Origin of the sequence: Pseudomonas synxantha BG33R, assembly GCF_000263715.2 — a bacterium.
Classification (GTDB): domain Bacteria; phylum Pseudomonadota; class Gammaproteobacteria; order Pseudomonadales; family Pseudomonadaceae; genus Aquipseudomonas; species Aquipseudomonas synxantha_A.
Genome location: NZ_CM001514.1, coordinates 4,240,188 through 4,261,553, shown reverse-complemented (window position 1 = coordinate 4,261,553; position 21,366 = coordinate 4,240,188). Strand labels below are relative to the sequence as shown.

Below are 21,366 nucleotides of genomic sequence, written 5' to 3'. Positions count from 1 at the left end.
GCCTGTAGAAATACAGGCTTTTTTTTTGCTTGGGATTTGACCCAGCAAACCAAACGCTTAGCGCGCTTCCCATGACGCCATCTCTAATCCTTCGATTCAGAGGTAAGGCCAATGAAAGTCGCTGCAGTCGTTTCAATCAATGTCGGGCCGGAGAAACCCTGGTTGGCGCATAGCGTCTACAGCTTCTGTTTACCTATAGAGGAAAGAGGTTATCTACCATATAGTCGATGAACACTCTTGATTTAGGCGACAAGAGACGGCTCGAAGGCCATAAAACCCGAAAGGTAGTAACGTCCTCATTGAAGTCCTCCAATACCGATATCAACGTTCCCTCGGCCAACTGACGTTTGATCGCAATATCAGGCACGCACGCTATCCCGAGGCCATGTTCAACAAACGTGACCAGGGGCTCCAAGGTGTTGGTTATCATGCTGATGGGCAGCTCGAGGTTGCCCGGGAAGCTGGGACCTAGCGGCCAGGTGGCCAACTTCCCGGTACTGCGGTAGCGATACAACATGCACTTGTGCTGCCTCAGGTCTTCCGGCTTATGAGGCACGCCCGCGTGCTTGAAGTATGCGCTGGATCCGACAATGACACGTCGGTAGGTGCCGACTTCACGTGCCATCAACCGGCAATCTGTCGGATCGCCTGTGCGGATAACCGCATCGAAACCTTCCTCGATTACATCTACCAATCGATCCGTGCAGTCAATATCCAGTTCGATGTCTGGATAACGCTGTTTAAATTTTGCGAATGCCGGCATGAACAGCATGCCCACAGACGGCACACTGACTCTTAACTTTCCATAGGGGGTGGCTTGCGATTGAGATAATTCATTTTCTGCCGCTTCGACCTCGTGGAGGATTCGCCTGCAGCGCTCCAGGAACTGCGCCCCTTCAGGCGTCAGATTGACCGTACGGGTTGACCGATGAAATAGCCGTACACGCAGTCGTTCTTCCAGGCGGCCGATTGCCTTGCTCACTGCCGATGCCGATATGCCGAGCTGTTTCCCGGCAGCGGTAAAACTTCGCGTTTCACCGACCCGCACAAACACATCCAGAACACCCAAGCTTTCCATAAACCCTGCCTATTATTGACTTACCTGTCATAGATGTTCGGAACCTTACCCTGTTTTTCATTTCCGCGAGGTAGGCCACACTCATATTTGCCAAATAGGATGCAGGTGGCCGGCAAAAGGGGCCATCACGGAGTCTTCAACCGTTAGAAGGAAATCCCGATGGATTATGTACATTTAGACGGGGCGGCGGCGCAGGCTTGCGGCTGTACCCGCGTCACACAGCGACTGTCGGGAAATGGGTGTGGTTTGGGTGAATAAAGGAGTGATATCTGAATGACGTCTAACAATACGGCTGGTTTTTCCAGACCTGACACTCTGAGCCCAGGGCTACCCCTTGCCGGCCTTTTGGCGTTGGCGATGGCAGCCTTTATCACGCTTCTGACGGAGATCATGCCTGCCGGGTTGCTCTCCTCGATTTCGCAAGGGCTGAGCGTATCGGAAAGCCTGGCGGGGCAGTTCATCACCGTGTATGCGGTGGGCGCGTTGATCGCCGCTATTCCATTGACGCTTTTGACACAGGGCATGCGTCGTCGCCCGCTGCTGTTGACTGCAATCGCTGGCTTTGCCGTGGTGAATTTGGTCACTGCGCTGTCTGACGATTACATGGTTTCGCTGGTGGCGCGTTTCTTTGCGGGGGTATTTGGCGGCGTTGTATGGTCGCTGCTGGCAGGCTATGCGGTGCGCATGACGCCCAGTCACTTGAGTGGACGGGCAATCGCTATTTCCGGTGCTGGGGCTACGATCGCGCTCGTGTTGGGGGTTCCACTGGGAGCCCTGCTGGGGCGAGCAATTGGCTGGCAAGGCGCCTTTGGCCTGATGACCGTATTGGCGTTATCGCTCATCGTATGGGTGATGGCCACCGTGCCGGATTTTCCTGGGCAGACCAAGGAGCAACGGCAGTCCCTTGTTAATGTGTTCCTGAAGTCGGGTATTCGCTCAGTTCTCTTCGTGGTGTTCACTTTCGTTGTCGCTCACAACGTTCTCTATATCTACATTGAGCCATTCCTGGACGCTTCGGGCCTGGCTAGAGAGTTGGATGTTGTGCTGTTTGTCTTCGGGCTAGGTTCCATCGTTGGTCTATGGCTTGTAGGCGCGACAATTGATCGCCGGTTGCAATTTCTCATCATCGCCAGTGTTCTTGTCTTTGGGTTAGCGTCGCTGTCGCTAGGGCTTTGGGGCAGTATCCCGGCAATGATCTACCCTTCGGTTGCAGTGTGGGGGCTGGCTGTCGGAGGATTTGCAACGATTACCCAGACGGCATTGTCTCGCTTGGCTGGCGATTCTGTTGATGTCGCCCAGTCGATGTACACCACGGCCTGGAATACCGCGGTTGCCGGTGGTGGAGTAGTGGGGGGCGTTTTGCTGGCGCAGGCTGGATCGACGTCATTTCCATGGGTCATTATCGCTATTTTGGCGGTTTCGTTGGCAGGTGTGATCTTCTCGATGAACAAGGCGCTGCCCGCACCTCGTCGCGCTTGAGAGCCCCGTGCGAGCCTGTAGATTCTGCGCCTCGTCGATGCCTGTTGGTTCCCCTTCATCGGCTCTATAACAACTGTCACCGCTGCGCCTGCCATCCGGGTAGACAATAAAGCCCCCGCGACCTCCGGGGCAGGCGTGCAGATACACCGGTGACAGCTCTCGTTGCTTATCGACGTGTGCATTCAAGCGAGCAATGTAGATACCCACCGAAACCGACACGCCAACAATCAGCACCACGCACGCGACCAACTGGGCGGCATAACTGGCGCCGATGTCATCAGGACGCGCTGGCGACATAACCCGATCCTGTGCGCTCGGCATTCTGGCCAATCGGAAACCAGCCGCTGCCGCCCATGCGTCCCCGCTGAGCGTCCGGCGGCAGGAAACCCACCAGCAGGGCGAGGAAAATCAAGGCTAGCAGGGCACCTTTGATCATCGAAGACAGGTTCATGGCGAGGGCGAGCTCTGGATAAGAGAAGCCTTAGCTTAAGCAGCAGTGGGTTAACGTCAGGTAAACGTCAGCAGAAAGCAGCTCGAGTTCCGTTATCCTGCAAACCTCTGCGCACTCCCTGTTCGAGGTTTTCCCCGTGCATATCCACTTGCTGCTGGTCGAGGACAACCTTGATCTGGCCACCACCGTCATCGAGTATCTGGAGATCAGCGGCATTGTCTGCGACCACGTCAGTAATGGTCAGACCGGGCTTAACCTGGCGCTCAACCAGCATTACGACGTCATCCTCCTGGACATCATGCTGCCGCGACTGAACGGCCAGCAGGTATGTGATCGGTTGCGCCAGCAGGGCATCCAGACGCCCATCCTGATGTTGACCTCGCTGGACGCGCTGTCGGACAAGCTCGCCAGTTTCGCTGCCGGAGCCGACGACTACCTGGTCAAGCCGTTCGAGCTGGCCGAGCTGGTCGCCAGGATTCGCGCCCTGAGCCTGCGCCGCAGCGGCCAGACCAGTCGCCTGCAAGTGGATGACCTGGTAATGGAGCTGACCACCCGCAAAGTCAGCCGCGCAGGGCAGGAGCTGCATTTGTCGTCCATCTGCTGGACCTTGTTGGAAAACCTGATGCGCGCAAGCCCACAGCCGGTCTCTCGGGAGCGCCTGGAAGCGAAGATCTGGGGCGATGAGCCACCCGACACTGATACGCTCAAGGTGCATATGCATCGGTTGCGCAAGGCCGTGGACAAGCCTTTTGGCCGGCCGTTGATCCATACCCTGGCGGGTGTCGGCATTCAGGTAAAACCCCATGCGTAACGGCCTGAGTCTGAAGTGGGTAATCAGCGGCAGTTTCCTGTGTCTGATTGCGGTGGTGCTGGTGATCTACAGCAAGCTGCTGCCTGAATTTACCGTGCGCGGCCTGTTCTATACCGCCAGCGCGATGATGGAGGAGGAAGCCCAATATTTTCTCCGGCACTACAAACAGGACCCGACCACGCCGACGCCGCACAATTACTTCTATACCAGCGTCATCGGCAAGCAGGCATTGCCGCAGGACGTGCGTGAGTTGCTCGATACCCCACCGAGCCTGTCCTTCGGTGCGGTGAATATCTTCGGCGATCTCTATTCCGATGACGACGACGAGCCTTTCCAGATCATCCTCGAACAGCCCCTGGGTGACGGCAAAACCCTCTACATGTACGACATCGACCACGATAACGAAGCCGGGGGTGAGGTCGAGACGCCGTTGTCTGACGCCTATTTCGATCAGGTCATAGAGAGTGTCAAGTTCATCAGCCTGGCGGTATTCGTGCCGGCGCTGATCATCATTGCCTTGCTGGTCTGGTGGCTGGTTCGGCCGCTGGGGCGTCTGGTGCAATGGTCCGGCACACTCAAAGACCCTGATGCCCTGGCCAGCACACGGCCTGGTTTCAGCTTCAAGGAGTTCAATATGCTGGCCGATGCCCTGGCCAAAAGTGTTGAGCAGGTGCAGGCCGCCAGCCAGCGTGAAGGCCGCCTGTTGCGCTACACCAGCCATGAACTGCGCACGCCACTGGCGGTGCTCAAGGCCAATATCGAATTGTTGGCCCTGCAATCGGGCGGTGTGCTGCCGCCTTCCTTGCAACGCATAGAACGCTCTGTGATGAACATGCAACTGATCGCCGAGACATTGCTATGGATGAGCCGCGAGCGTTCCGAATCGCTGCCCGAGCAAGACGTTAATCTGAGCGAGGTAGTCGGCGAACTGATTGAGAAGCACCGCTACCTGATCGGTAATCGGGATATCAAGCTAAGCATCGACATCCACACCGAACCTTGCCGACTGCCCCCTACGGCGTGTCGTATCGTGATCGGCAACTTCTTGCGCAATGCGCTGCAATACGCAGAGGAGGGCACGGTAGACATCCGTTTCAAATACCCGCGGCTGATGATTGCCAATCACGTCCGCGAGGCCAAGCCGCGACAGGAGTCCGACGATTTTGGGTATGGGCTAGGGTTGCAGTTGATGCGGCAATTGTGCGCAAAGCTGGGCTGGCAGATTGAAGTGATCCGTGAGCAACAGAGGTTTACGGTCATTCTTGATTTTACGAGCGTGCGGGCTGTCGAGTCAGAACATTAAAGGCAGATAGCGCCTCACAATAGCGACGGCTGGGTGGGGAGCGGTTTTTATACCCGCGCCTCAGCATCACAGCCTACGATTCCCGCGCGCCAGTGCTTCAGCACTGCCACGCAAGAACCGCGAGGGCGTTACAACGTCTGCACAATGACCTGGCTTTTCAAGTCGTTGACCATACTTTCAACCGCCGGTTGCATGGCTGCAAAATCCTCTGGGGTGCAGAGAATCTCTGGCTTGCTAAACACATACTGACGGGTGATCAGCACCGTATTGGCCTTCTTCACATAGGTCGAGCGATAGTCGAAGCCTGCCTGTTTCACCGATACTGCCTTGGGCACCGCGAGGATCTTCACCTTGGCGGGGAACTCCAGGCGCGCAACTTCTGAGATCTCACTCGAAAGGCAGGTGAAGGCCTGGGTGCGTTCCTTTTCGACGATCAAGGAAAACACGCTCTGGCCAATACCGCCGGCCAGGCTGGAGAGGGTAGGCACCCCGGTCGGTCCAGGGAGGTTCACCAGGTTGCTGGTGTGGCCTTTAATCGCGAATTTGAAGGTATTGGCAGTGCCGTCCAAGGCGTCAGTTTCGATCAACCCGCTGCCGGATTGCCCATACATGCTCAGAATCTGCTGCACCAGCTGATTACGGTCGGCCGGCTGCATGGCCTTGAGCATGAAGCGGTTAAACTCCGCGCCCCAACCGTCGATGGTGGAGTCATTGGTAAAGTCTGCAGCGCCTTTGGCGTTGACCTTGAAGGCTATGGTTGTGTTCACTTTGCCAGGTTGGCCGGACGGCGTTTGTGTGCGTTCACCGGTCTGTGTCAGCAACACCGGTTTGCCGAGTTCGGGCAGAGGCAGGTAGCCAGCGGCGATGGGTGTCGCGGTGGAGTCCAGGTACAGATCGAGGCTGGGTACATAAGTGATCACATGGTTGAGCACCCCCAGGGTTGGCACCTTGGGCAGTACGTGGGCGTTGCCGGCGTTGATCAGGGCGGGCGCGCTTTCAATGGCGACGGCTTTGAGCAGCGCTTCAAGCAGGGCCACATGGTCCTTGCAGTCGCCATAGCGGTTATCCAGCACCGCTTGCGCTGAATGCGGCACTACGCCGCCGGCACCGACGTACACGGCCACATAGCGAATGTTCTTGCGTACCCAATCACTTAGCACAAGGGCCTTGCTGCGTGGGTTGTCGAGGTTGGCGGTGAGTTCCTTGGCCAGTTGGGTCATGGGCGGGGTCACTTCTACCTGCGCGCGCGCGGCGTAGGCTTGGGCAAACTGTTTGTAGTCGGTGAACGTCGATACGGCCAGCAGTTGCCCGTAGTCGGTGTAGGCAACGGAGCCTTCTTCCACGCGGTTTTTCTTGGTTTGTTCCAAGTCCCAGCGGTACACCGTTCGCCCGTTGGCGTTGGCTGGCGTAGACGCCTTGAAACCCCGTGAGTCGGCGTACAGCTTCATTTCGGCGGGCATGTCGTAGCTCAGGCGCACCTGTTCATTCTGGTAGAAATCCGGCGAGAAAAGGTCTTCGAACTGCCCTGGAAACAACGGCGTGTTGCGATGGCGCTGGTACCGCAGCACCATCCGATCGCCCACTTGCAGCTCCGGGAAGATCACCACCTTGACCCGCGAGTCCTGGAACATCGGCGCCTGGGCAGACTCAAGCTCCTGCTGCTCCTTGATCCGGTCGGGTGTTACCACGACTTTGCGGCCATCGGGTTTGAGGGTGTAGGCCTCGACGATATCGAGGGTTTCCAGGGTGCGATTGTAGGTGACCGAACGCTGGGCGTTGGAGGTGATCGCGCGCTCTTCATTGATCCGCATAACCCGTTCGACATCCAGTACAAAGCTGCCGTCGGCATTCACGACGTAGGACTGAATATTCTTTTCGTGGGTCAGGGAAAGGTCGGTGTAATCGGCACGGGCTTGCGTCGTCAACAGCGCGCAGACCATGACTGCCAGCACACCGAACAGACGTAACGCAGAGAACGGGAGGCTTTGCATAGAGATCCTTCTGAGCTAGGGGCGCGCCGTTTCACCGGGGCGTATGTTCCTGAATATGCCGATGGACAGGACTCGCAAGCGCTTCGCCTATTCATTTGGCTGACGTTCAAGGGTTATGAAGATTTTTTCAGGTTTCTCTCGCACGCAATGGGTGCCGAGATTTTCCTTTGAGTAAGACGTTTTCGAACGATTTTATTTAGCCCTGATTAATCAAAAAGTTAAGCGCCTCGATTATGGCCTTGGAGCACATGCGTGTTTTTTTTGACGGGCCGATGATTTTTTCCCGTTCGTTTTATTCCAAACAGGTCTTTTACCGAAAAATCCGGACCATGCTTTATTGGTCGAAGCGGGCGGCGACCTTGGGCAATGCGGTCTTCGAAGCGGCAATCAAGCAACCATTGTTTGAGTTAGCGGTGCCTTCAAAAGGATCAACCCATGGCATTCACCACTCTGATACTCGACGCGCCCGGTCCGCCGCTGCTCTATGAGGAAATCGATCGATTCCTTGAACTGGGCTTGGCGGTCGTCCTTAACCTCTATTATTTCACCGATAAACACAGCATCCAGCAGCGCTACGGCGCACGCATCGGGTATGCCGATATCAACGGCCATGATGAGCGGGGTTTTATCGCCGCGGTGGATCAGGCTGGGGGTTACAGCGTGTTCAAGACGCGCTTGAATATTCCGCTGGGCGGCGAACTGATTCGCGCCGCCAGCTCACCCGTGTTGCCCACACCGCTGCGCGCCATCGCTCAGGCCGGGACCGGCCTCAACCATATCGACCGACAGGCTTGCGAGCAGGCGGGAGTGACGGTTCTGCATACGCCGGGTTCCAACGCGACCGCTGTCGCTGAATACGTGTTGGCCCAGGCGTTGTTTCTGTCTCGGGATCTGGACCACTACAACGCGCAAACCCACCAAGGCCACTGGTCAAAAGGCACCTTGGCGCCTGCTGCTGAATACGCCGAACTCACCCTCGGGCTGGTGGGCACCGGCAGCATTGCCCAGCAGGTGGCGTGCAAAGCCAGCGCGTTGGGGATCAAGGTGATTGCCACCGGGTCCGAGCGCTTTACCGAGCAGGAGGCGCGCCGCCTCGGGCTGCAACGCAGGAAAACCCTGGAACAGTTGCTGGATGAGGCCAATATCGTTTCGATCCATGTGCCGCTCACCCCGCAGACTCGCGGCTTATTCGGCAGCGCCGAGTTCAAGCGGATGCGCCAGGGTTCGATACTGATCAATACCGCTCGCGGTGGCATCGTCGACGAGCAGCAACTGGCCGCCTTCATGATCCGGTTTCCCCGGCATATCAAGGCGGTCGCCATTGACACCTTCGCCCTGGAAAAAGACCGTTTCAGCTCGCCGTTGGCGGGCATTGCCGGTGCGCAATTGACGCCGCATATCGCCGGCAATACCACCACCGCAATCCGCACCGCTTCGCAGCGCATCGTCGACCACATCCACGCGTTCAGTCACGCCTTGCAGATGCCGTGTCGCTGATACCGCCTGTAACGGCTGAGGTTCTAAGCGAGCTTCACATTCATGGTGATGTGGGCAGTGAATACCTTGACGCCGCCTGCATCGAAGATCTCTACCGGCACGATCTTGTCGCCCGCGGTCTGCCAATCGATAGCGCTGCCATCGGCGACGGCGCGGATATCGGTTTTCGCCTTGGCCAGGTATTCCACGCTCATGCCCTTGGGAATCCAGCGTGCGCCAGCGGGGATCGATGCATCGGTCATCATGCCACCGGCCAGTTCGGCGGCGTTGCACAGCGCAATGGCATGCACCGAAGCCAGGTGGTTGGTGATTTCCTTGCGAAACGGCACGGTGACCACTGCATGGTTGGGCTTGAGTTCCGCGATCTCGGGAGTGATGGTGCTGAAGTAGGGTGCCATCTGGCACGCCAGGTTACTGAATGCGGCAGGGCCTACGCTATTGAACATGCTCAGTGCTTGGCTCATACGAATATCCTCAAGGTTTGATCACGGAATAATATTCCGTAACAGAACAATATTCTGTAGATTCCATGCCTGTCAACCCGAGCTTTCTCTGGCGGTCGCTCAGCCTATAAACTGTTTTGATTTGGCGTTCCCCCCATGCACTCCATCGATCTCATCGAGCGCACCTTCCCCGGCAGGCGCAGCGACCTCAAGCGCACCATCCTGCGTGAGGCGCTGGCCTGTTTTAACGAGGCAGGCATCGAGGCGACCAACATCGAGACCATCCGTGCGCGCTGCGACACCAGCGTGGGCGCTATCTATCACCACTTCGGCAACAAGGAAGGGCTGGTCGCCGCGCTGTTCTTTGCTGCGCTGGAAGACCAGGCCAGCCTGCGTGACCACTACCTGCAAGCGGCGGATACGGCCCACGCCGGTGTGGTTGGCCTGGTGTACAGCTACGTTGAGTGGGTCACCGCCCAGCCGGACTGGGCGCGGTTTGTTTTCCAAAGCCGTTTTGCCGTGTCCAACGGCCCGTTCAAGGACGAGTTGATTGCGCGCAACAAGCAGCGCAACCAGCAGTTGAAGGAGTGGATGGGCGGGGAAGGGCGCAAGGAACACTTCAGCCATTTGCCCGCAGAACTTATTCCTTCGTTGATCATTGGCGCGGCGGAAAGCTATTCGCGTGCGTGGCTGTCGGCGAAGGTCAAAAAGAGTCCCTTCGAGTACCGTGAGCTGCTGGCTGAAGCGGCGTGGAGCTCGATCAGCCAGCGTTAGTCATTCCTCCTCAGCTGTCGAGCTTTAGCGAGGCTGCGATAGCGGTGGTTCAGGCGATGAGCCTCTCGGCAATGCCTGCGCCTGATCAAATTCCGTCTGGGGCTATACTGGCCTCCTTCCAACCCATCGAGATCCCCATGAGCACCTCCCTTTCCCTGGCGCCTGCACGCAAGCCTGCCGCGCCACTGATAGCCTTTATCATCCTGGTGGCGGGCGCCCTGTTCCTGCAAAACACCGTTGGCGCACGCCAAGTGTTGTTGCTGGTGGTCGGCGCCGCGCTGGGCCTGACGCTCTACCACGCTGCCTTCGGTTTTACCTCGGCCTGGCGCGTGTTTATCAATGATCGGCGTGGCGCCGGCTTGCGTGCGCAGATGGTGATGCTGGCGGTGGCGGTGCTGCTGTTTTTCCCGGCACTGGGTGCGGGCACTTTGTTCGGCCAGCCGGTCGTGGGGCTGGTGGCGCCGGCCGGTGTGTCGGTGGTGTTCGGGGCGTTTATCTTCGGGATCGGCATGCAACTGGGTGGCGGCTGTGCATCGGGCACCTTGTTCACCGTGGGCGGCGGTAATGCGCGCATGTTGGTGACGCTGCTGTTCTTTATCTGTGGCTCGTTGATCGCCACCCACCACGTCGACTGGTGGTTTGCGTTGCCGTCGTTCCCGGCGGTTTCCATCGTCAACAGTTTCGGTGTGCTGCCGGCGCTGGTCCTGAGCCTGGCGGTGTTCGCGCTGATTGCGGTGGTGACCGTGCGCCTGGAAAAGCGCCGTCACGGCCAGCTTGAACAAGGCGTGCACAGCGAGCATCAAGGGCTGCGTCGTTTTCTGCGTGGGCCCTGGCCGCTGGTGTGGGGCGCGATTGGCCTGGCGCTGCTCAACTACGCCACCCTGGCTCTGGCTGGGCGGCCGTGGGGCATCACCTCGGCGTTCGCGCTGTGGGGCGCCAAAGTGGCGAGCGGGCTGGGTGTGGATGTGGCGAGTTGGGCGTTCTGGCAGATGCCGGGCAATGCCAAGGCCCTGGCCGCGCCGGTCTGGGAAGACATCACCAGCGTCATGGATATCGGCATTGTCCTTGGCGCGCTGCTGGCCGCTGGCTTGGCCGGGCGTTTCGCTCCCAGCCTGAATATTCCGGCACGCTCGTTGATCGCCGCCGTGATCGGCGGCCTGCTGCTCGGCTACGGTTCGCGCCTGGCCTATGGCTGTAATATCGGCGCCTATTTCAGTGGCATCGCCTCGGGCAGCCTGCATGGCTGGGTGTGGCTGGTGGCGGCCTTTATCGGCAACGGCGTGGGCGTGCGCCTGCGGCCCTTCTTCTTTACCGGCGAACGGCCCCAGGTGGCCTTGAGTGGTTGCTGAGCAGTCCGCCCACATTCGCCTGGCGCGCACGCAAGACGCCGGTTTGTTGCCCGCCATCGAGCAGTGCGCGGCCCAGGCGTTTCGCGCAATCGAAGGGCTGGCCTGGCTGGCGGATGCCGCGTCGATTGGCGTCGAGTGCCATCGGCAGTGGATCGCGCTATCGACCTGTTGGGTGGTGGTTGATCACCACGACCAACCCCAGGGTTTCCTCAGCGCAGAACGCTTTGGCGACGATCTGCATATCCATGAAGTGTCCGTGGCCCGGCCGCTGCAAGGCCAGGGCTGGGGGCGCAGGCTGGTGGAAACGGCGATGAACCACGCCCGCGCCCAGCAACTGCATGCAGTGACCCTGACCACCTTTGTGCATGTACCGTGGAATGCACCGTTCTACCGGCGCCTGGGCTTCGCTACTCACAGTGATCCGCGTCTGGAAACGATCCTGGCAGATGAATACGCCCATGGCTTCGAACCCGGCAGCCGTTGTGCCATGGTGTGTCCGATGACATGTCCGAATCCGTCCTGAAGTAGTCTGCCTTGCGCCTGTCGTGCGCTGTGGGTTGTCCTTACCATGGCTTGCATCGTTCACCCACTGATGCAAGCCAAAAGGACTGTCCATGAGCCGTAAAGCCCTGATCGTGATCGACGCCCAGCACTCGTTCCGTCATTCAACCTATTGGTCCGAAAATGACCTGCCCGACTATCTGGAAAAACAGCAGGCCCTCATCGATGGTTGTGTTCAGCGGGGCATCCCGGTGGTACAAGTCTTCCATGTTGAAGACCAGGGGCATTTCTCCATGCAATCGGGCAACGTCAGGGCACTGAGCGAGCTGTCGATCAATCCGCAGTTGGTCATCCACAAGCGCTACCACAGTGCCTTGGCCGGCACGCCACTGGCCGCTCGTCTGGTAGAGATGGGCGTTACCACGCTGATCATCAGCGGCATCCGCACCGAGCAATGCTGCGAGACCACCACGCGGCAGGCTTGCGACAGCGGCTTCACGGTGGATTTTGTCAGCGAGGCGACGCTGACCTTCCCGATGACCCACGCGCGTAGCGGCCGGGTCTATACGCCGGCCGAGATTCGCGAACGCACGGAGCTGGTCCTCGATGACCGCTTCGCCCGCATCGTGACGGTCGCCCAGGCCCTGGCGGAGTGAATCGATGAGTGTGCCGGTGCTGTTTGTGCTGTTGCCAAACGTACTGATGCTCGACCTGGCCGGGCCTGCCGAAGTGCTGCGCCTGGCCGCCCAGGTCGATGACCCGGCGGCGGTGGATTTCGACTTGCAGTACGTCAGCCCGGTGGCAACGCTGCACACCTCCATCGGGTTGCCGCTGACGGGGCTGGCGCCACTGCCACCGACCTTGGCCCCCGGCACCCTGGTGGTCTTGGTGGGCTCCACGATGAAGGTCAGCAAGACGCACCAGCAGGCGTTCGACTCGGCCAGCAAGCGGCTGACCCACTGGTTGCAAAACGTCTTCGCACCCTCGGCTGAACGCCTTATCTGCGTATGCGCCGGCGCGTTGAGTGCCGCCAGCGCCGGATTGCTGGATGGCCGCCAATGCACCACGCACCACTCGTTGTGCGCCACCTTGCAAGCCATGGCGCCCAAGGCTCGCGTCCTGGAAAACCGCTTGTACGTGACCGATGGCCCGGTCAGTTGCAGCGCCGGTGTCACGGCCGGTATCGACCTGATGCTGCACCTGGTCGCCGAGCTGGCCGGGCCACGGCTGGCGTGCGCGGTAGCGCGGGACATGGTGGTGTACCTGCGCCGCAGCGGCAGCGACCCGCAGTTGTCGCCGTGGATAACCGGGCGTAATCACCTGCACCCGGCGGTGCATCGGGTGCAGGACGCCATCGCCGCAGCCCCCTGTGAAGCCTGGACCGTGACCCGCATGGCGGCCCTGGCCTGTACCGGCAGCCGCCACCTGGGGCGCTTGTTCCAGGAGCATGTCGGTATCAGTCCGCTGGACTACCTGCACCGCCTGCGCCTGGCTGTGGCCCGTGAACTGCTGGCCGAGTCGGACCTGGGCATTGAAACCGTCGCCGAGCGCGCAGGCTTTGGTTCGGCGCGGCATCTGCGGCGCATCTGGGGCAAGTATGAAGCGGCCACCCCTTCAGCCATGCGTCTTACTCAGCAGGTGTCTCGGGGGACGTAACCGGGTCCTGGCCAGCTTCGGTTTCCAGCTTCAAACGGTCGGCCTTGCTGATGTATTTGTCTTTGCTTTTGGGCGCCAGTTTGGCGCTGGCCTTTTTGGCTTTGGCCTTGAAGAGCTGCTGGAGTTTTTTCTGGCGGTTCATGTCGCGGAGCCTGAGAGGGAAAGGCGCGGATGATACCAGTTTCAGCAAGTGTGACCGGGCGCTGGGTCGCTTTTTAGCGCTGATCTGTGCATTGAATCGTCCTTCGTTTCGCCAATAATCGGGCCGAGTATCCAGCGCAAACGGAAAAGCCCCGATGAGCATTCACACCCGTACCAAACGCATGACTGTCCCTCAATTGGTCGCCATGAAGGGGCAGCAGAAAATCGTCTCCCTGACCGCCTACTCCAGCGCTATCGCCAAGCTGATCGATCCGATCGTCGACTTCATCCTGGTCGGTGACTCCACCGCCATGGTCGGCTATGGCCGGGCGTCGACCCTGAGCATGCAACTGGAAGAAATCATCGGCCACACCCGTGCGGTGGTCGACAGTACGCGCTTGGCCTGTGTGATCGCCGACATGCCGTTTGGCAGTTACCAGGAGTCGTATGAGCAGGCTTTTCGCAACTGTGCCCAAGTATTGGCGCGTACCGGTTGCGATGCGGTCAAGCTGGAGGCCAATCAGGCCCTGGCCGGCACCGTGGAGTTCCTGGTTGCACGAGGTGTACCGGTGATGGCCCACGTGGGGCTGATGCCGCAATTCGTCAACGTCATGGGCGGGTTCAAGGCTCAGGGCCTGAGCGCTGAAACCGCTGCGGTGATTGTCGCCGATGCTCGCGCCAACCTGGAAGCGGGGGCCTTCAGTCTGCTGCTGGAAGGGGTGGCCGAAGGTGTGGCCCGGCAGATCACCCTGGACTCAAGCAAACCCACCATCGGCATCGGCGCATCGCCTGCGTGTGACGGCCAGGTGTTGGTCACCGAGGATGTGCTGGGCCTGGGCGGCGGCTCGATGCCGCGCTTCGTCAAGCAATACGCTGATGTGGGGGCGGTGATTCGCGATGCCTGCGAGCGTTTCGCCGACGATGTGCGCCAGGGTCGTTTTCCCGAAGACCGGCACTGCTACGGGCTTTGACGCAGCGCCTGGGCCAGTAGTTGGACGGCCTGGGCAATGTCCTTGCTCCAGTCGAGTGTGTAGCTCAGGCGCAGGTGATCTGGCCAAGCGCCTTGCTGGCTGAACAGTTCGCCGGGGGCGATGACGATGCGCTGGCTTAGCAAGTGCGCGAACACCTGGCGCATATCCACCGGGCGGCTGGCCCGGAGCCAGAAGCTTGCGCCGCCGTGGGGTTCGACCACCTGCCATTGGTCATTGCCGTGGGTTAACAGCAGGGCTTTGAGCTGCGTCATGCGCGCCAGCAACCGTGCGCGCAACGCCTTCAGGTGTGTGTCGATACGCTTGGACGCAAACAGCTTGGCGATGGCTTTCTGGCGGATCGGCGAGAGGCGAAAGCCGCGCTCCAGGAACAGCTGCTGCAACGGCGTCCCAGCACTGCGACACAGCACATAGCCGTAGGGTGCTTCCGAGCCGATGACTTTGTCGAAGGTCGAGAACACCAGTAGTTTGTGCGGGTCGGCGTAGTCGCGATAACGCGCCGGTTGGGGGCCGAAATACAGCTCGCCGTAGGTGTCGTTTTCGAACAACCAGATATTCCGCTCGGCCAACCATTCGCAGATCTGCTGTTTATCCTGCGCGGGCATCACACCGCCCTGGGGCATATTCACTGTCGATGACAGCACCGCCAGGCGAATCGGCTCACGCTTGAGCAACGCGTTCAGAGCGTCCAGGTCAAAACGTCCATCTGCGCCGAGGGGCATCTCGATCACACGGATTTTCGCCGCCTGCAATTGCCGCAGGATCGCCCACGAACATGGCGACTCCACCAGTGCGAGCGTGCCCGCCAGGTCCAGGGCATTGAGCGAGACCTCCAACACACTGTGCAGGTCCGAGCCGATATACACCTGGTCGGCTTGCCAGTAATGGTCAGTAGAGCGGCTATAGCGTTCGGCCAAGGCCGCGCGCAACTCGGGCTCGCCCATTGGCAGATACAGTGGTGCCAGCGAGCGCGGGTACTGCCGGGTCAGTTCACGCTCCACCATCAGCAAGGGCTGCTCCAGCGACAGCAGCATCGCCGGCGCGTCGCTGCTCAGGGCCAGCATGCCGGGTTGGCGTGCGTTGGCGAAGACCTGGTCGAGCAGGGGGGATGAGCTTGGGTTGATGGTGGCAGCCAAGCCTGGGACGATGAAAAAACCGAGCTTGGGCCTGGCCTGGATCCGCCCTTGTTCCTCAAGCAATGCATACGCGTACTTGGTGGTCGACACCGACACGCCCAGGCACAGGGCCAGTTGGCGCAGGGACGGCAATTTGCGTTCGCCGTCGGCAGGGCAGGCCTCGATCAGCTCGATGAGGTAGCGGTACACCGCTTGATAGGCGAAGGTGTCTTTTTTGCCGCTATTCATCGCCGTGGTCCTGGATTAATGGTTCAGCGTGCCAGGAACTCGCTGATCAACGTGATCACCTGCTGCTGGATCACCGGGCGTGGCCGCGCATCCTTGCCGTCCTGGCAAATAATGCCATCGCCGGGCACATCGGCGTCGAGTATCGCCGCCGCGCCCGGTTTGCATTGGGACATAAAACTAAAATGGCTGGCGTCGCGGATCTCCACGTACTGCGTCGAGGCTTTTGGCAACCGCTTGGCCATGTCGGCCGATTCCATTTGCGCCGGCAAATCCGCTGACGGCAGACCGGCGGCGATCACCAAGGCCCGCACTGGCAGCGCCGCCAGGCTTGCATCGGTAAACCCGCGCGACAGGCCCAGGTCCAAAGACACCACGGCGCTGACGCGTTTGTCGCTCAAGTCTTCGGCCAATTTTTCCTTCCCGGTCGCAGTGCCCTCAGGATTCATCTCGCGGTAGGCGGTACACGCGACCAGCGTCGGATGGGCGCTGCAGTCCCGGGCAAACAGCGCCGGGTCAAAACGCGCACCGGCCGTCTCCATCACCGTCCAGCCCCCCAGGGAATGCCCAACCACCGCGATCCGGTCGCTATCCACCGCACCGAATGGCTCGGGCTGGGCCAATAGCGCATCAATGGCCCGACTTAAATCCCTCGGCCGTTGCCATAACTCCGCAGCGGCCTGTGCGCTGCGATCCTGGCTGGTAGTGCCCGGGTGGTTGACCGCCGCCACGATATAACCCTGCTGCGCCAACGCACTGGCCAGCCACGCCTGTTTGCCCCAATTGCCCCCGTAGCCGTGGGAGAGCACCACCAAAGGATGCTTGCCGGGCGTCGGCGCCGCATCGGGAACGGCCAGCACGCCGATGAACACCACATTGTCGGCGATCAGCTTGGGTTTGGCAGTGGCGGCGGCGGGGTACCACACAGCCATTTCCAGCGGGCGGCTGTTAAGGGTGTCGGGCAGGGTGGTGGTTTGGAAACCGATGGGGTTGTCAGCGGCGAATGCGGGAGCGCTCAGGCACATCAGCAGCAGAGCGGCGAGGGGGGCTTTCATGCTTTTTTCGTCCTTGAAAGGGAGGGCGCAGCATGACCTGAAACGGTCGGTTCAGGTAGAGGGGAGGCGGGACTACGAAGTGGCTGACAGAGTCCTACTGCTTGGTATTACAGATGCGGACTTCACGTTTTTAGGAAGTAGCTGGCTTACTTGAAGCTGTAAATCATGCAGTGTTGGAGCGTGAATCCTACTGGATGTGTCGACACTGACCTTTAATTAAAGGGTGATGATTATGGAGCTTATAGGTGCATCATTTGGTCCTGTTGTCCGTGACTTGAGCCCAGCCTCGGTGTTGCCTCTTCGAGACCCTATCGGCGCGCCTGCCGTTGTTGAAGCCGATGCTGACAACACCTTATCGATCCTGGCGAGGCAACTAAGTGACGCTGCCAACCATGACGCCGGCATGCGTCAAGAAGACCCAGGCAACAACCTCTCCAACCCGCTCGATGCGATCAGCGACGAAAGATATTTCGCTGACAAAGCTCAGCATGATGCTGAGGTTCCCGATACTCACGTTCTGGAATTGCTTGAGCGCGCCAAGCAAGCCACCGCCTTTGCCAACGGTTTGGCCAGTAACCCTTTCAAAGGACTCGCGGTCGATCAATTGACGCTGATTGCTCGCGACGAAAGCGGTACGTTCACCGTCAACGAACGGCGCGCAGCCTGGCAGGAGGTTCGCCTGAATGAACAGCGGGTCAGCGCCTCTTCAGGTTCCGCCATTGGGCGTGAACTCATGATTTCTCGGCTCTTCCTGGGGTATGAACCTGCGGTGGCCGAAGGCACCCTGACCTCTAGCAATATGGCCCAAAGCAGTTACGACTTCCTGACTCGTGATGATCGCAGCCTGTTGTCGGACATGTACGCCTATGCGCAGGAGCAAGGAGCCGACTTGGCATATGTCGACATGCTGGCCTACGACCTCGGCAACTACCGCCATCACGACAATGGTCGCCAGCTCTTGAGCGGTAATAATGGCTACAACCAGGAGGGGCGCCGGGTGACGTTCAACTTCAAGGAGCATGATGTAGCTGCGGCATCACGCATTCTGTACGGCTCGGCCATTGACTCTACCCGCCTCGAACAGGGTTTTTTACGTCATGTCCTGAACCCGGACTTCGGCGCGCTGAGCAATATGGGCAGCATCGCTTTCCTTGAGCAGATGGTGCTGAAATTTTCCAGTGCAGGTGCCACGCAAGCTTTGCTGGGCAGGGAGTTCGCGACTTATACACCGATAAGTATCAACGACAATATGGTGGTCACAGTAGCCAAAGAGGTAACGCTCACATTTGATGAGCCCGTGCTTATCAACACCGATGGCATCTGGACCATCACCGAAAAAGGTAAGGCCGCGGGTTACACCATGGACCCGGCCACCGGAAAACCGCGTCGGGCGGCTGCGCCTTCAGTCGACGACAGGCAGCCGCACAGCGTCGTCGATGAGGCCGTAGCCGACCCTTTGAAGACGCGCTCTCTGGTAGACACCCTTGCAGGCACCCCCGATCAGTCCACCCCGCGATGGCGCTGGCCTGGGTATTTATTAAAATTGATGAAAAATCCAAAACCATGAGGAGGGGTGCAATCACACGCCTTGGCCACCCACTGACTTAGGTTTAAAGCCAACTTTAAGGTCAATGGTTTTCGACGGTAAACCCGAGGGTGTGGCATGTGCAGAATGCGCAGCTGCTGATTAATCGTCTGCGCGAGGAAGGGGTGGCTCCAGCGTCTTCCAAGAGAAAGAGCGCCCGCCAGGCCCCGAAGGCCTGACCGGCGCAAAGGTGCTGCCGAGTCGTCGTTAAGTCGATCATGACGACGCGGCGGTCTATCGGGTGGCTGCAAGACTAGCTAACCGTTGAAGCACTTTCCCTCGCCATCAATTTGTCCACCAACAAAACCCCCAATTCACTCAGCTGATGAATCGCCAGCGCGACATCGCGCTGTTTGCCTGACAGTTCATCCGACAGGTCAAGCAATAACGCTGTCACCGAGGAAAAGGTTTCGTAGCTGTTGGCGATGAGCATTTCGTTGCTGGCGTCGTCGGCAACGCTGAACAGCGGTGAGGGGGGTGGTTCGGCGTGGGGGTTAACGGCTGCCTGATCAAGCTTGAGGTTTGGATCGTTTGGAGGGTTGGGCTTGACTTTATACATGTGTGTTGTACCTGTTTTAGGGCCAACACCTCTTCGCTACTAAACGAAAGGGTGGCGGCTGTACGCAGGTTAGTAGACCGGGGAAACACACAAAGCCGGCGCGCCCGAGGGCGCCCTGCGCACAGCCACCATCAAGCACAGACAAGAACATCTGCTCGATGAGGCTCATGCACTTTATGTTGTCACTCGGGCTACTAAACCCGATCACTGAGTTGTCAGCGACCGAGCCACCTTAGAGACGCCCATCCAAGCGCACAAGCCGGCGGATTCTGACGCAACTGTAGGCAACGGAGCAAGGTGGTGCAGCGCGCTGTAGGACATGTCTACAGGCTATCGCTACTCGTAGGCGAACTGGTCAATCAACCCCAAACGCGGAACACGACTGTTTGGCTCTAATATTGCGCCTGGAGCAATGACGGCATTCGCGCCGATTTTGCAGCCGTCGCCTACCAGGGCACCAAATTTGTTCACCCCTGTGTCGATCACATTGTCTGCGTAGCGGATCTGGATATCCGCCCCATCCAACTCATTCCGGTAATTGGCGATGATTGCACCGGCTTCAATATTTACCCCTTCGCCAATCAATGAATCGCCGACAAAGTTGAAGTGTGCCAGCTTGCTTGCGGCCAGCATGAAGGTGCTTTTCAGTTCGCAGCTTGGGCCCACAATGCAATGGCTGCCCAGATAAACGCCGCCACGCAGGTAGGCTCCCGCTGCTACAAATGCTCCTTCGCCGATGATGATCGGACCTTTCAACACCGCACCTTCTTCGACAATGGCGCTTTCGTGGATGGCACAGTCTGCGTGGCGCCGGTAGCCCGTGCCGAGGCGTGACAGCAAGGCCAGAACCTGGTTTTCGCAGTCTTGAGACACCCGCCAAGCGGCAGGCTGCGTCACGCCAAGGGAGGGCCATTGAGCGATGAATGTACTGATCTCAGGTAGCTTCATGCAGAGCGCTTCCGATGTCGGGGTGGGAGGGTAGAGCCCGCTGTGACGATAGGGTGGTGGGCTCGGGCGACATCTTAATAGTGTCTGCCCCGGTTTACTTAATACCAAAGAAAGTCGCGGGTCGACGTTGTGCGCAAAAATGCTGCCTCAACAACAACGCAGTGCAAATGTGGGAGGGGGCTTGCTCCCGATTGCGGCAGGTCAGCCAACCTCTCAATGGCAAATACACCGCTATCGGGAGCAAGCCCCCTCCCACATTGATAGGCGTTGATTGGCCCTCCCTTTTCGGCTGGCGCTGCCCTCGGCTCAATGCCTGATCAGCTGCTCTGGATGCAAGGTACACAAGCGCTAATAGTATTGCTCGGCTGCCTGCGCGGCGGCTGGACTAGGATTTTTTCTTGCGGTGCTCACCGACATTAAAAATTCACTGGCATCTACAAGGAGTAGCCAGTAGGCTACAAGTGACTCTGTGATCAATACGATTGGCAGGACGCCCGAGTTCGATACATGGCTCGACGGAATGAGGGATGTGTGGGGAAAAACGGCTGTACTGATCCGCCTGGATCGAGCCGAAGAAAACAATTTTGGCGATTGCCAGCCTGTAGGCAATGGCATGAGTGAAATGCGTGTGTTTGTCGGGCCCGGATACAGGATTTACTTTGTGCGCACGGGCATCACCGCTTACCTGATGCTGTGGGGGAGCGATAAAACCGACCAGAAACGAGGAATCAAGCGGGCAAAAGAGATTCTCGATGCCCTGAGAGGTCAATGACATGAGTCAGTCAACATTCAAACCAGAGGACATGCCGATCCTCGAGCTGGATACATCCGGCACCAGCGCCTATGAGGCTTCTCGCTTTCTCGATAGCCCGCAAGCCATCAGCGCTTATCTTGCGCAAAGCATGGCGTGCCATGATCCGCAAGTCCTTATGAAAGCGCTGGCCGAGGTTGCCAAGGCCCAGGGTGTGAACAAGGTTGCCGAAGCGGCGGGGGTGAATCGGGAGAGCTTGTATAAAACCCTGAAAGGCGGCTCAAAGACGCGTTATGAGACGGTCCAGAAGCTGATGTTGGCATTGGGGGTGGAACTGACGGTGCAACCGATTGCCGCGACCACAATTAAAAAAACGGCCGTCACCGGCAAAACCTGATGGACCCAAAAGGGGGACGGTTTATTTGATTGAAAATAGAGACGTCCCTTTTTGTCCACAGAGGGCTATCTCTTACGAAGGGATGATGCGATTTACGAAAGAAGCTGAGTTGATGTGCGCCTGGTCTTGTAGGAAATCCACCTCTAGCAGCGTAAGGTTATTCCCATAACACTGGTTATATATCCAGTGTTTTCGAGTCGGCGCGCTCATGAAACGAAAATGAGTGAAAAATGGGCCAGTGGCAAAA

22 protein-coding genes and 1 pseudogene are annotated in these 21,366 nt (G+C 58.9%); 14 read left to right on the top strand and 9 right to left on the bottom strand.

Annotated elements, in window-relative coordinates; all coding sequences use genetic code 11:
• Positions 1 to 193: 193 nt before the first annotated feature.
• Positions 194 to 1,078, bottom strand: coding sequence for a LysR family transcriptional regulator (locus tag PSEBG33_RS08855; protein WP_005789877.1), 885 nt, complete (start codon positions 1,076 to 1,078; stop codon positions 194 to 196).
• A 273-nt stretch (positions 1,079 to 1,351) separates the two neighbouring features.
• Here PSEBG33_RS08855 and PSEBG33_RS08860 point away from each other — a divergent pair, with 273 nt between their 5' ends.
• On the top strand, positions 1,352 to 2,557 hold the full coding sequence (locus PSEBG33_RS08860; protein ID WP_005789876.1) for an MFS transporter: 1,206 nt from the start codon (positions 1,352 to 1,354) through the stop codon (positions 2,555 to 2,557).
• Between the two features lie 277 nt (positions 2,558 to 2,834).
• Here PSEBG33_RS08860 and PSEBG33_RS29605 read toward each other — a convergent pair whose 3' ends face one another.
• Positions 2,835 to 3,008, bottom strand: a complete 174-nt coding sequence (locus PSEBG33_RS29605; RefSeq protein WP_005789875.1) for a hypothetical protein — start codon at positions 3,006 to 3,008, stop codon at positions 2,835 to 2,837.
• A 136-nt stretch (positions 3,009 to 3,144) separates the two neighbouring features.
• Here PSEBG33_RS29605 and PSEBG33_RS08865 point away from each other — a divergent pair, with 136 nt between their 5' ends.
• Both PSEBG33_RS08865 and PSEBG33_RS08870 read left to right on the top strand, forming a co-directional pair.
• A complete protein-coding gene (locus PSEBG33_RS08865; protein ID WP_005789874.1) occupies positions 3,145 to 3,819 on the top strand; it encodes a response regulator transcription factor in 675 nt (224 codons plus the stop codon).
• Positions 3,812 to 5,122: a sensor histidine kinase gene (locus PSEBG33_RS08870; RefSeq protein ID WP_005789873.1), complete on the top strand. Its 1,311-nt coding sequence runs from the start codon at positions 3,812 to 3,814 to the stop codon at positions 5,120 to 5,122. The genes PSEBG33_RS08865 and PSEBG33_RS08870 overlap by 8 nt, the downstream gene beginning before the upstream one ends.
• Before the next feature lie 128 nt (positions 5,123 to 5,250).
• Here PSEBG33_RS08870 and PSEBG33_RS08875 read toward each other — a convergent pair whose 3' ends face one another.
• Positions 5,251 to 7,113: a DUF3857 domain-containing transglutaminase family protein gene (locus tag PSEBG33_RS08875; protein WP_005789872.1), complete on the bottom strand. Its 1,863-nt coding sequence runs from the start codon at positions 7,111 to 7,113 to the stop codon at positions 5,251 to 5,253.
• A gap of 435 nt (positions 7,114 to 7,548) precedes the next feature.
• On the opposite strand from PSEBG33_RS08875, the gene PSEBG33_RS08880 reads away from it, so the two are divergent.
• Positions 7,549 to 8,610, top strand: a complete 1,062-nt coding sequence (locus tag PSEBG33_RS08880; protein ID WP_005789871.1) for an NAD(P)-dependent oxidoreductase — start codon at positions 7,549 to 7,551, stop codon at positions 8,608 to 8,610.
• A 23-nt stretch (positions 8,611 to 8,633) separates the two neighbouring features.
• On the opposite strand, the gene PSEBG33_RS08885 is transcribed toward PSEBG33_RS08880, so the two are convergent.
• Positions 8,634 to 9,074, bottom strand: coding sequence for a hotdog fold domain-containing protein (locus PSEBG33_RS08885; RefSeq protein ID WP_005789870.1), 441 nt, complete (start codon positions 9,072 to 9,074; stop codon positions 8,634 to 8,636).
• A gap of 135 nt (positions 9,075 to 9,209) precedes the next feature.
• Here PSEBG33_RS08885 and PSEBG33_RS08890 point away from each other — a divergent pair, with 135 nt between their 5' ends.
• From PSEBG33_RS08890 to PSEBG33_RS08910, 5 genes are all read left to right on the top strand, one after another.
• Positions 9,210 to 9,827, top strand: a complete 618-nt coding sequence (locus PSEBG33_RS08890; protein WP_005789869.1) for a TetR/AcrR family transcriptional regulator — start codon at positions 9,210 to 9,212, stop codon at positions 9,825 to 9,827.
• 137 nt (positions 9,828 to 9,964) lie between these two features.
• Positions 9,965 to 11,176 (top strand): YeeE/YedE family protein, encoded by a 1,212-nt coding sequence (locus tag PSEBG33_RS08895; RefSeq protein ID WP_005789868.1) that lies wholly within the window; start codon positions 9,965 to 9,967, stop codon positions 11,174 to 11,176.
• Positions 11,166 to 11,699 (top strand): GNAT family N-acetyltransferase, encoded by a 534-nt coding sequence (locus tag PSEBG33_RS08900; RefSeq protein ID WP_005789867.1) that lies wholly within the window; start codon positions 11,166 to 11,168, stop codon positions 11,697 to 11,699. The genes PSEBG33_RS08895 and PSEBG33_RS08900 overlap by 11 nt, the downstream gene beginning before the upstream one ends.
• 91 nt (positions 11,700 to 11,790) lie before the next feature.
• The gene (locus PSEBG33_RS08905; protein ID WP_005789866.1) at positions 11,791 to 12,333 is read left to right on the top strand and encodes a cysteine hydrolase family protein; all 543 of its coding nucleotides are present in this window, start codon (positions 11,791 to 11,793) and stop codon (positions 12,331 to 12,333) included.
• Between the two features lie 4 nt (positions 12,334 to 12,337).
• The gene (locus tag PSEBG33_RS08910) at positions 12,338 to 13,333 is read left to right on the top strand and encodes a GlxA family transcriptional regulator (protein WP_005789865.1); all 996 of its coding nucleotides are present in this window, start codon (positions 12,338 to 12,340) and stop codon (positions 13,331 to 13,333) included.
• Here the strand turns inward: PSEBG33_RS08910 and PSEBG33_RS28915 are convergent.
• A complete protein-coding gene (locus PSEBG33_RS28915) occupies positions 13,305 to 13,475 on the bottom strand; it encodes a DUF2986 domain-containing protein (RefSeq protein WP_005789864.1) in 171 nt (56 codons plus the stop codon). The genes PSEBG33_RS08910 and PSEBG33_RS28915 overlap by 29 nt on opposite strands.
• A 154-nt stretch (positions 13,476 to 13,629) precedes the next feature.
• On the opposite strand from PSEBG33_RS28915, the gene panB reads away from it, so the two are divergent.
• Positions 13,630 to 14,445 carry a 3-methyl-2-oxobutanoate hydroxymethyltransferase gene (gene panB / locus PSEBG33_RS08915; protein ID WP_005789863.1) on the top strand — a complete coding sequence of 272 codons (816 nt, stop codon included), beginning with the start codon at positions 13,630 to 13,632 and terminating at the stop codon, positions 14,443 to 14,445.
• On the opposite strand, the gene PSEBG33_RS08920 is transcribed toward panB, so the two are convergent.
• Entirely contained in the window at positions 14,433 to 15,827 is a 1,395-nt protein-coding gene (locus PSEBG33_RS08920; RefSeq protein ID WP_005789862.1) for a PLP-dependent aminotransferase family protein, read from the bottom strand. The two genes, panB and PSEBG33_RS08920, sit on opposite strands and share 13 nt — an antisense overlap.
• Before the next feature lie 23 nt (positions 15,828 to 15,850).
• Positions 15,851 to 16,879, bottom strand: a complete 1,029-nt coding sequence (locus tag PSEBG33_RS08925; RefSeq protein ID WP_005789861.1) for an alpha/beta hydrolase family protein — start codon at positions 16,877 to 16,879, stop codon at positions 15,851 to 15,853.
• Positions 16,880 to 17,111: 232 nt separating this feature from the next.
• Between PSEBG33_RS08925 and PSEBG33_RS28245 the strand changes: the two genes are divergently transcribed.
• Both PSEBG33_RS28245 and PSEBG33_RS29775 read left to right on the top strand, forming a co-directional pair.
• Positions 17,112 to 18,446 (top strand): hypothetical protein, encoded by a 1,335-nt coding sequence (locus PSEBG33_RS28245; protein WP_157264171.1) that lies wholly within the window; start codon positions 17,112 to 17,114, stop codon positions 18,444 to 18,446.
• A gap of 73 nt (positions 18,447 to 18,519) precedes the next feature.
• A pseudogene (locus PSEBG33_RS29775) lies at positions 18,520 to 18,643 on the top strand (MerR family transcriptional regulator); the annotation flags it as partial.
• A 74-nt stretch (positions 18,644 to 18,717) separates the two neighbouring features.
• Here PSEBG33_RS29775 and PSEBG33_RS08930 read toward each other — a convergent pair.
• Together PSEBG33_RS08930 and PSEBG33_RS08935 are read right to left on the bottom strand one after the other, a co-directional pair.
• Positions 18,718 to 19,023 carry a DUF6124 family protein gene (locus PSEBG33_RS08930; protein WP_005789859.1) on the bottom strand — a complete coding sequence of 102 codons (306 nt, stop codon included), beginning with the start codon at positions 19,021 to 19,023 and terminating at the stop codon, positions 18,718 to 18,720.
• 336 nt (positions 19,024 to 19,359) lie between these two features.
• Positions 19,360 to 19,971, bottom strand: coding sequence for a DapH/DapD/GlmU-related protein (locus PSEBG33_RS08935; RefSeq protein WP_005789858.1), 612 nt, complete (start codon positions 19,969 to 19,971; stop codon positions 19,360 to 19,362).
• 469 nt (positions 19,972 to 20,440) lie between these two features.
• On the opposite strand from PSEBG33_RS08935, the gene PSEBG33_RS08940 reads away from it, so the two are divergent.
• Both PSEBG33_RS08940 and PSEBG33_RS08945 read left to right on the top strand, forming a co-directional pair.
• Positions 20,441 to 20,743 (top strand): type II toxin-antitoxin system RelE/ParE family toxin, encoded by a 303-nt coding sequence (locus PSEBG33_RS08940; protein ID WP_005789857.1) that lies wholly within the window; start codon positions 20,441 to 20,443, stop codon positions 20,741 to 20,743.
• Between the two features lies 1 nt (position 20,744).
• On the top strand, positions 20,745 to 21,119 hold the full coding sequence (locus tag PSEBG33_RS08945; RefSeq protein WP_032803654.1) for an addiction module antidote protein: 375 nt from the start codon (positions 20,745 to 20,747) through the stop codon (positions 21,117 to 21,119).
• Positions 21,120 to 21,366 lie beyond the last annotated feature (247 nt).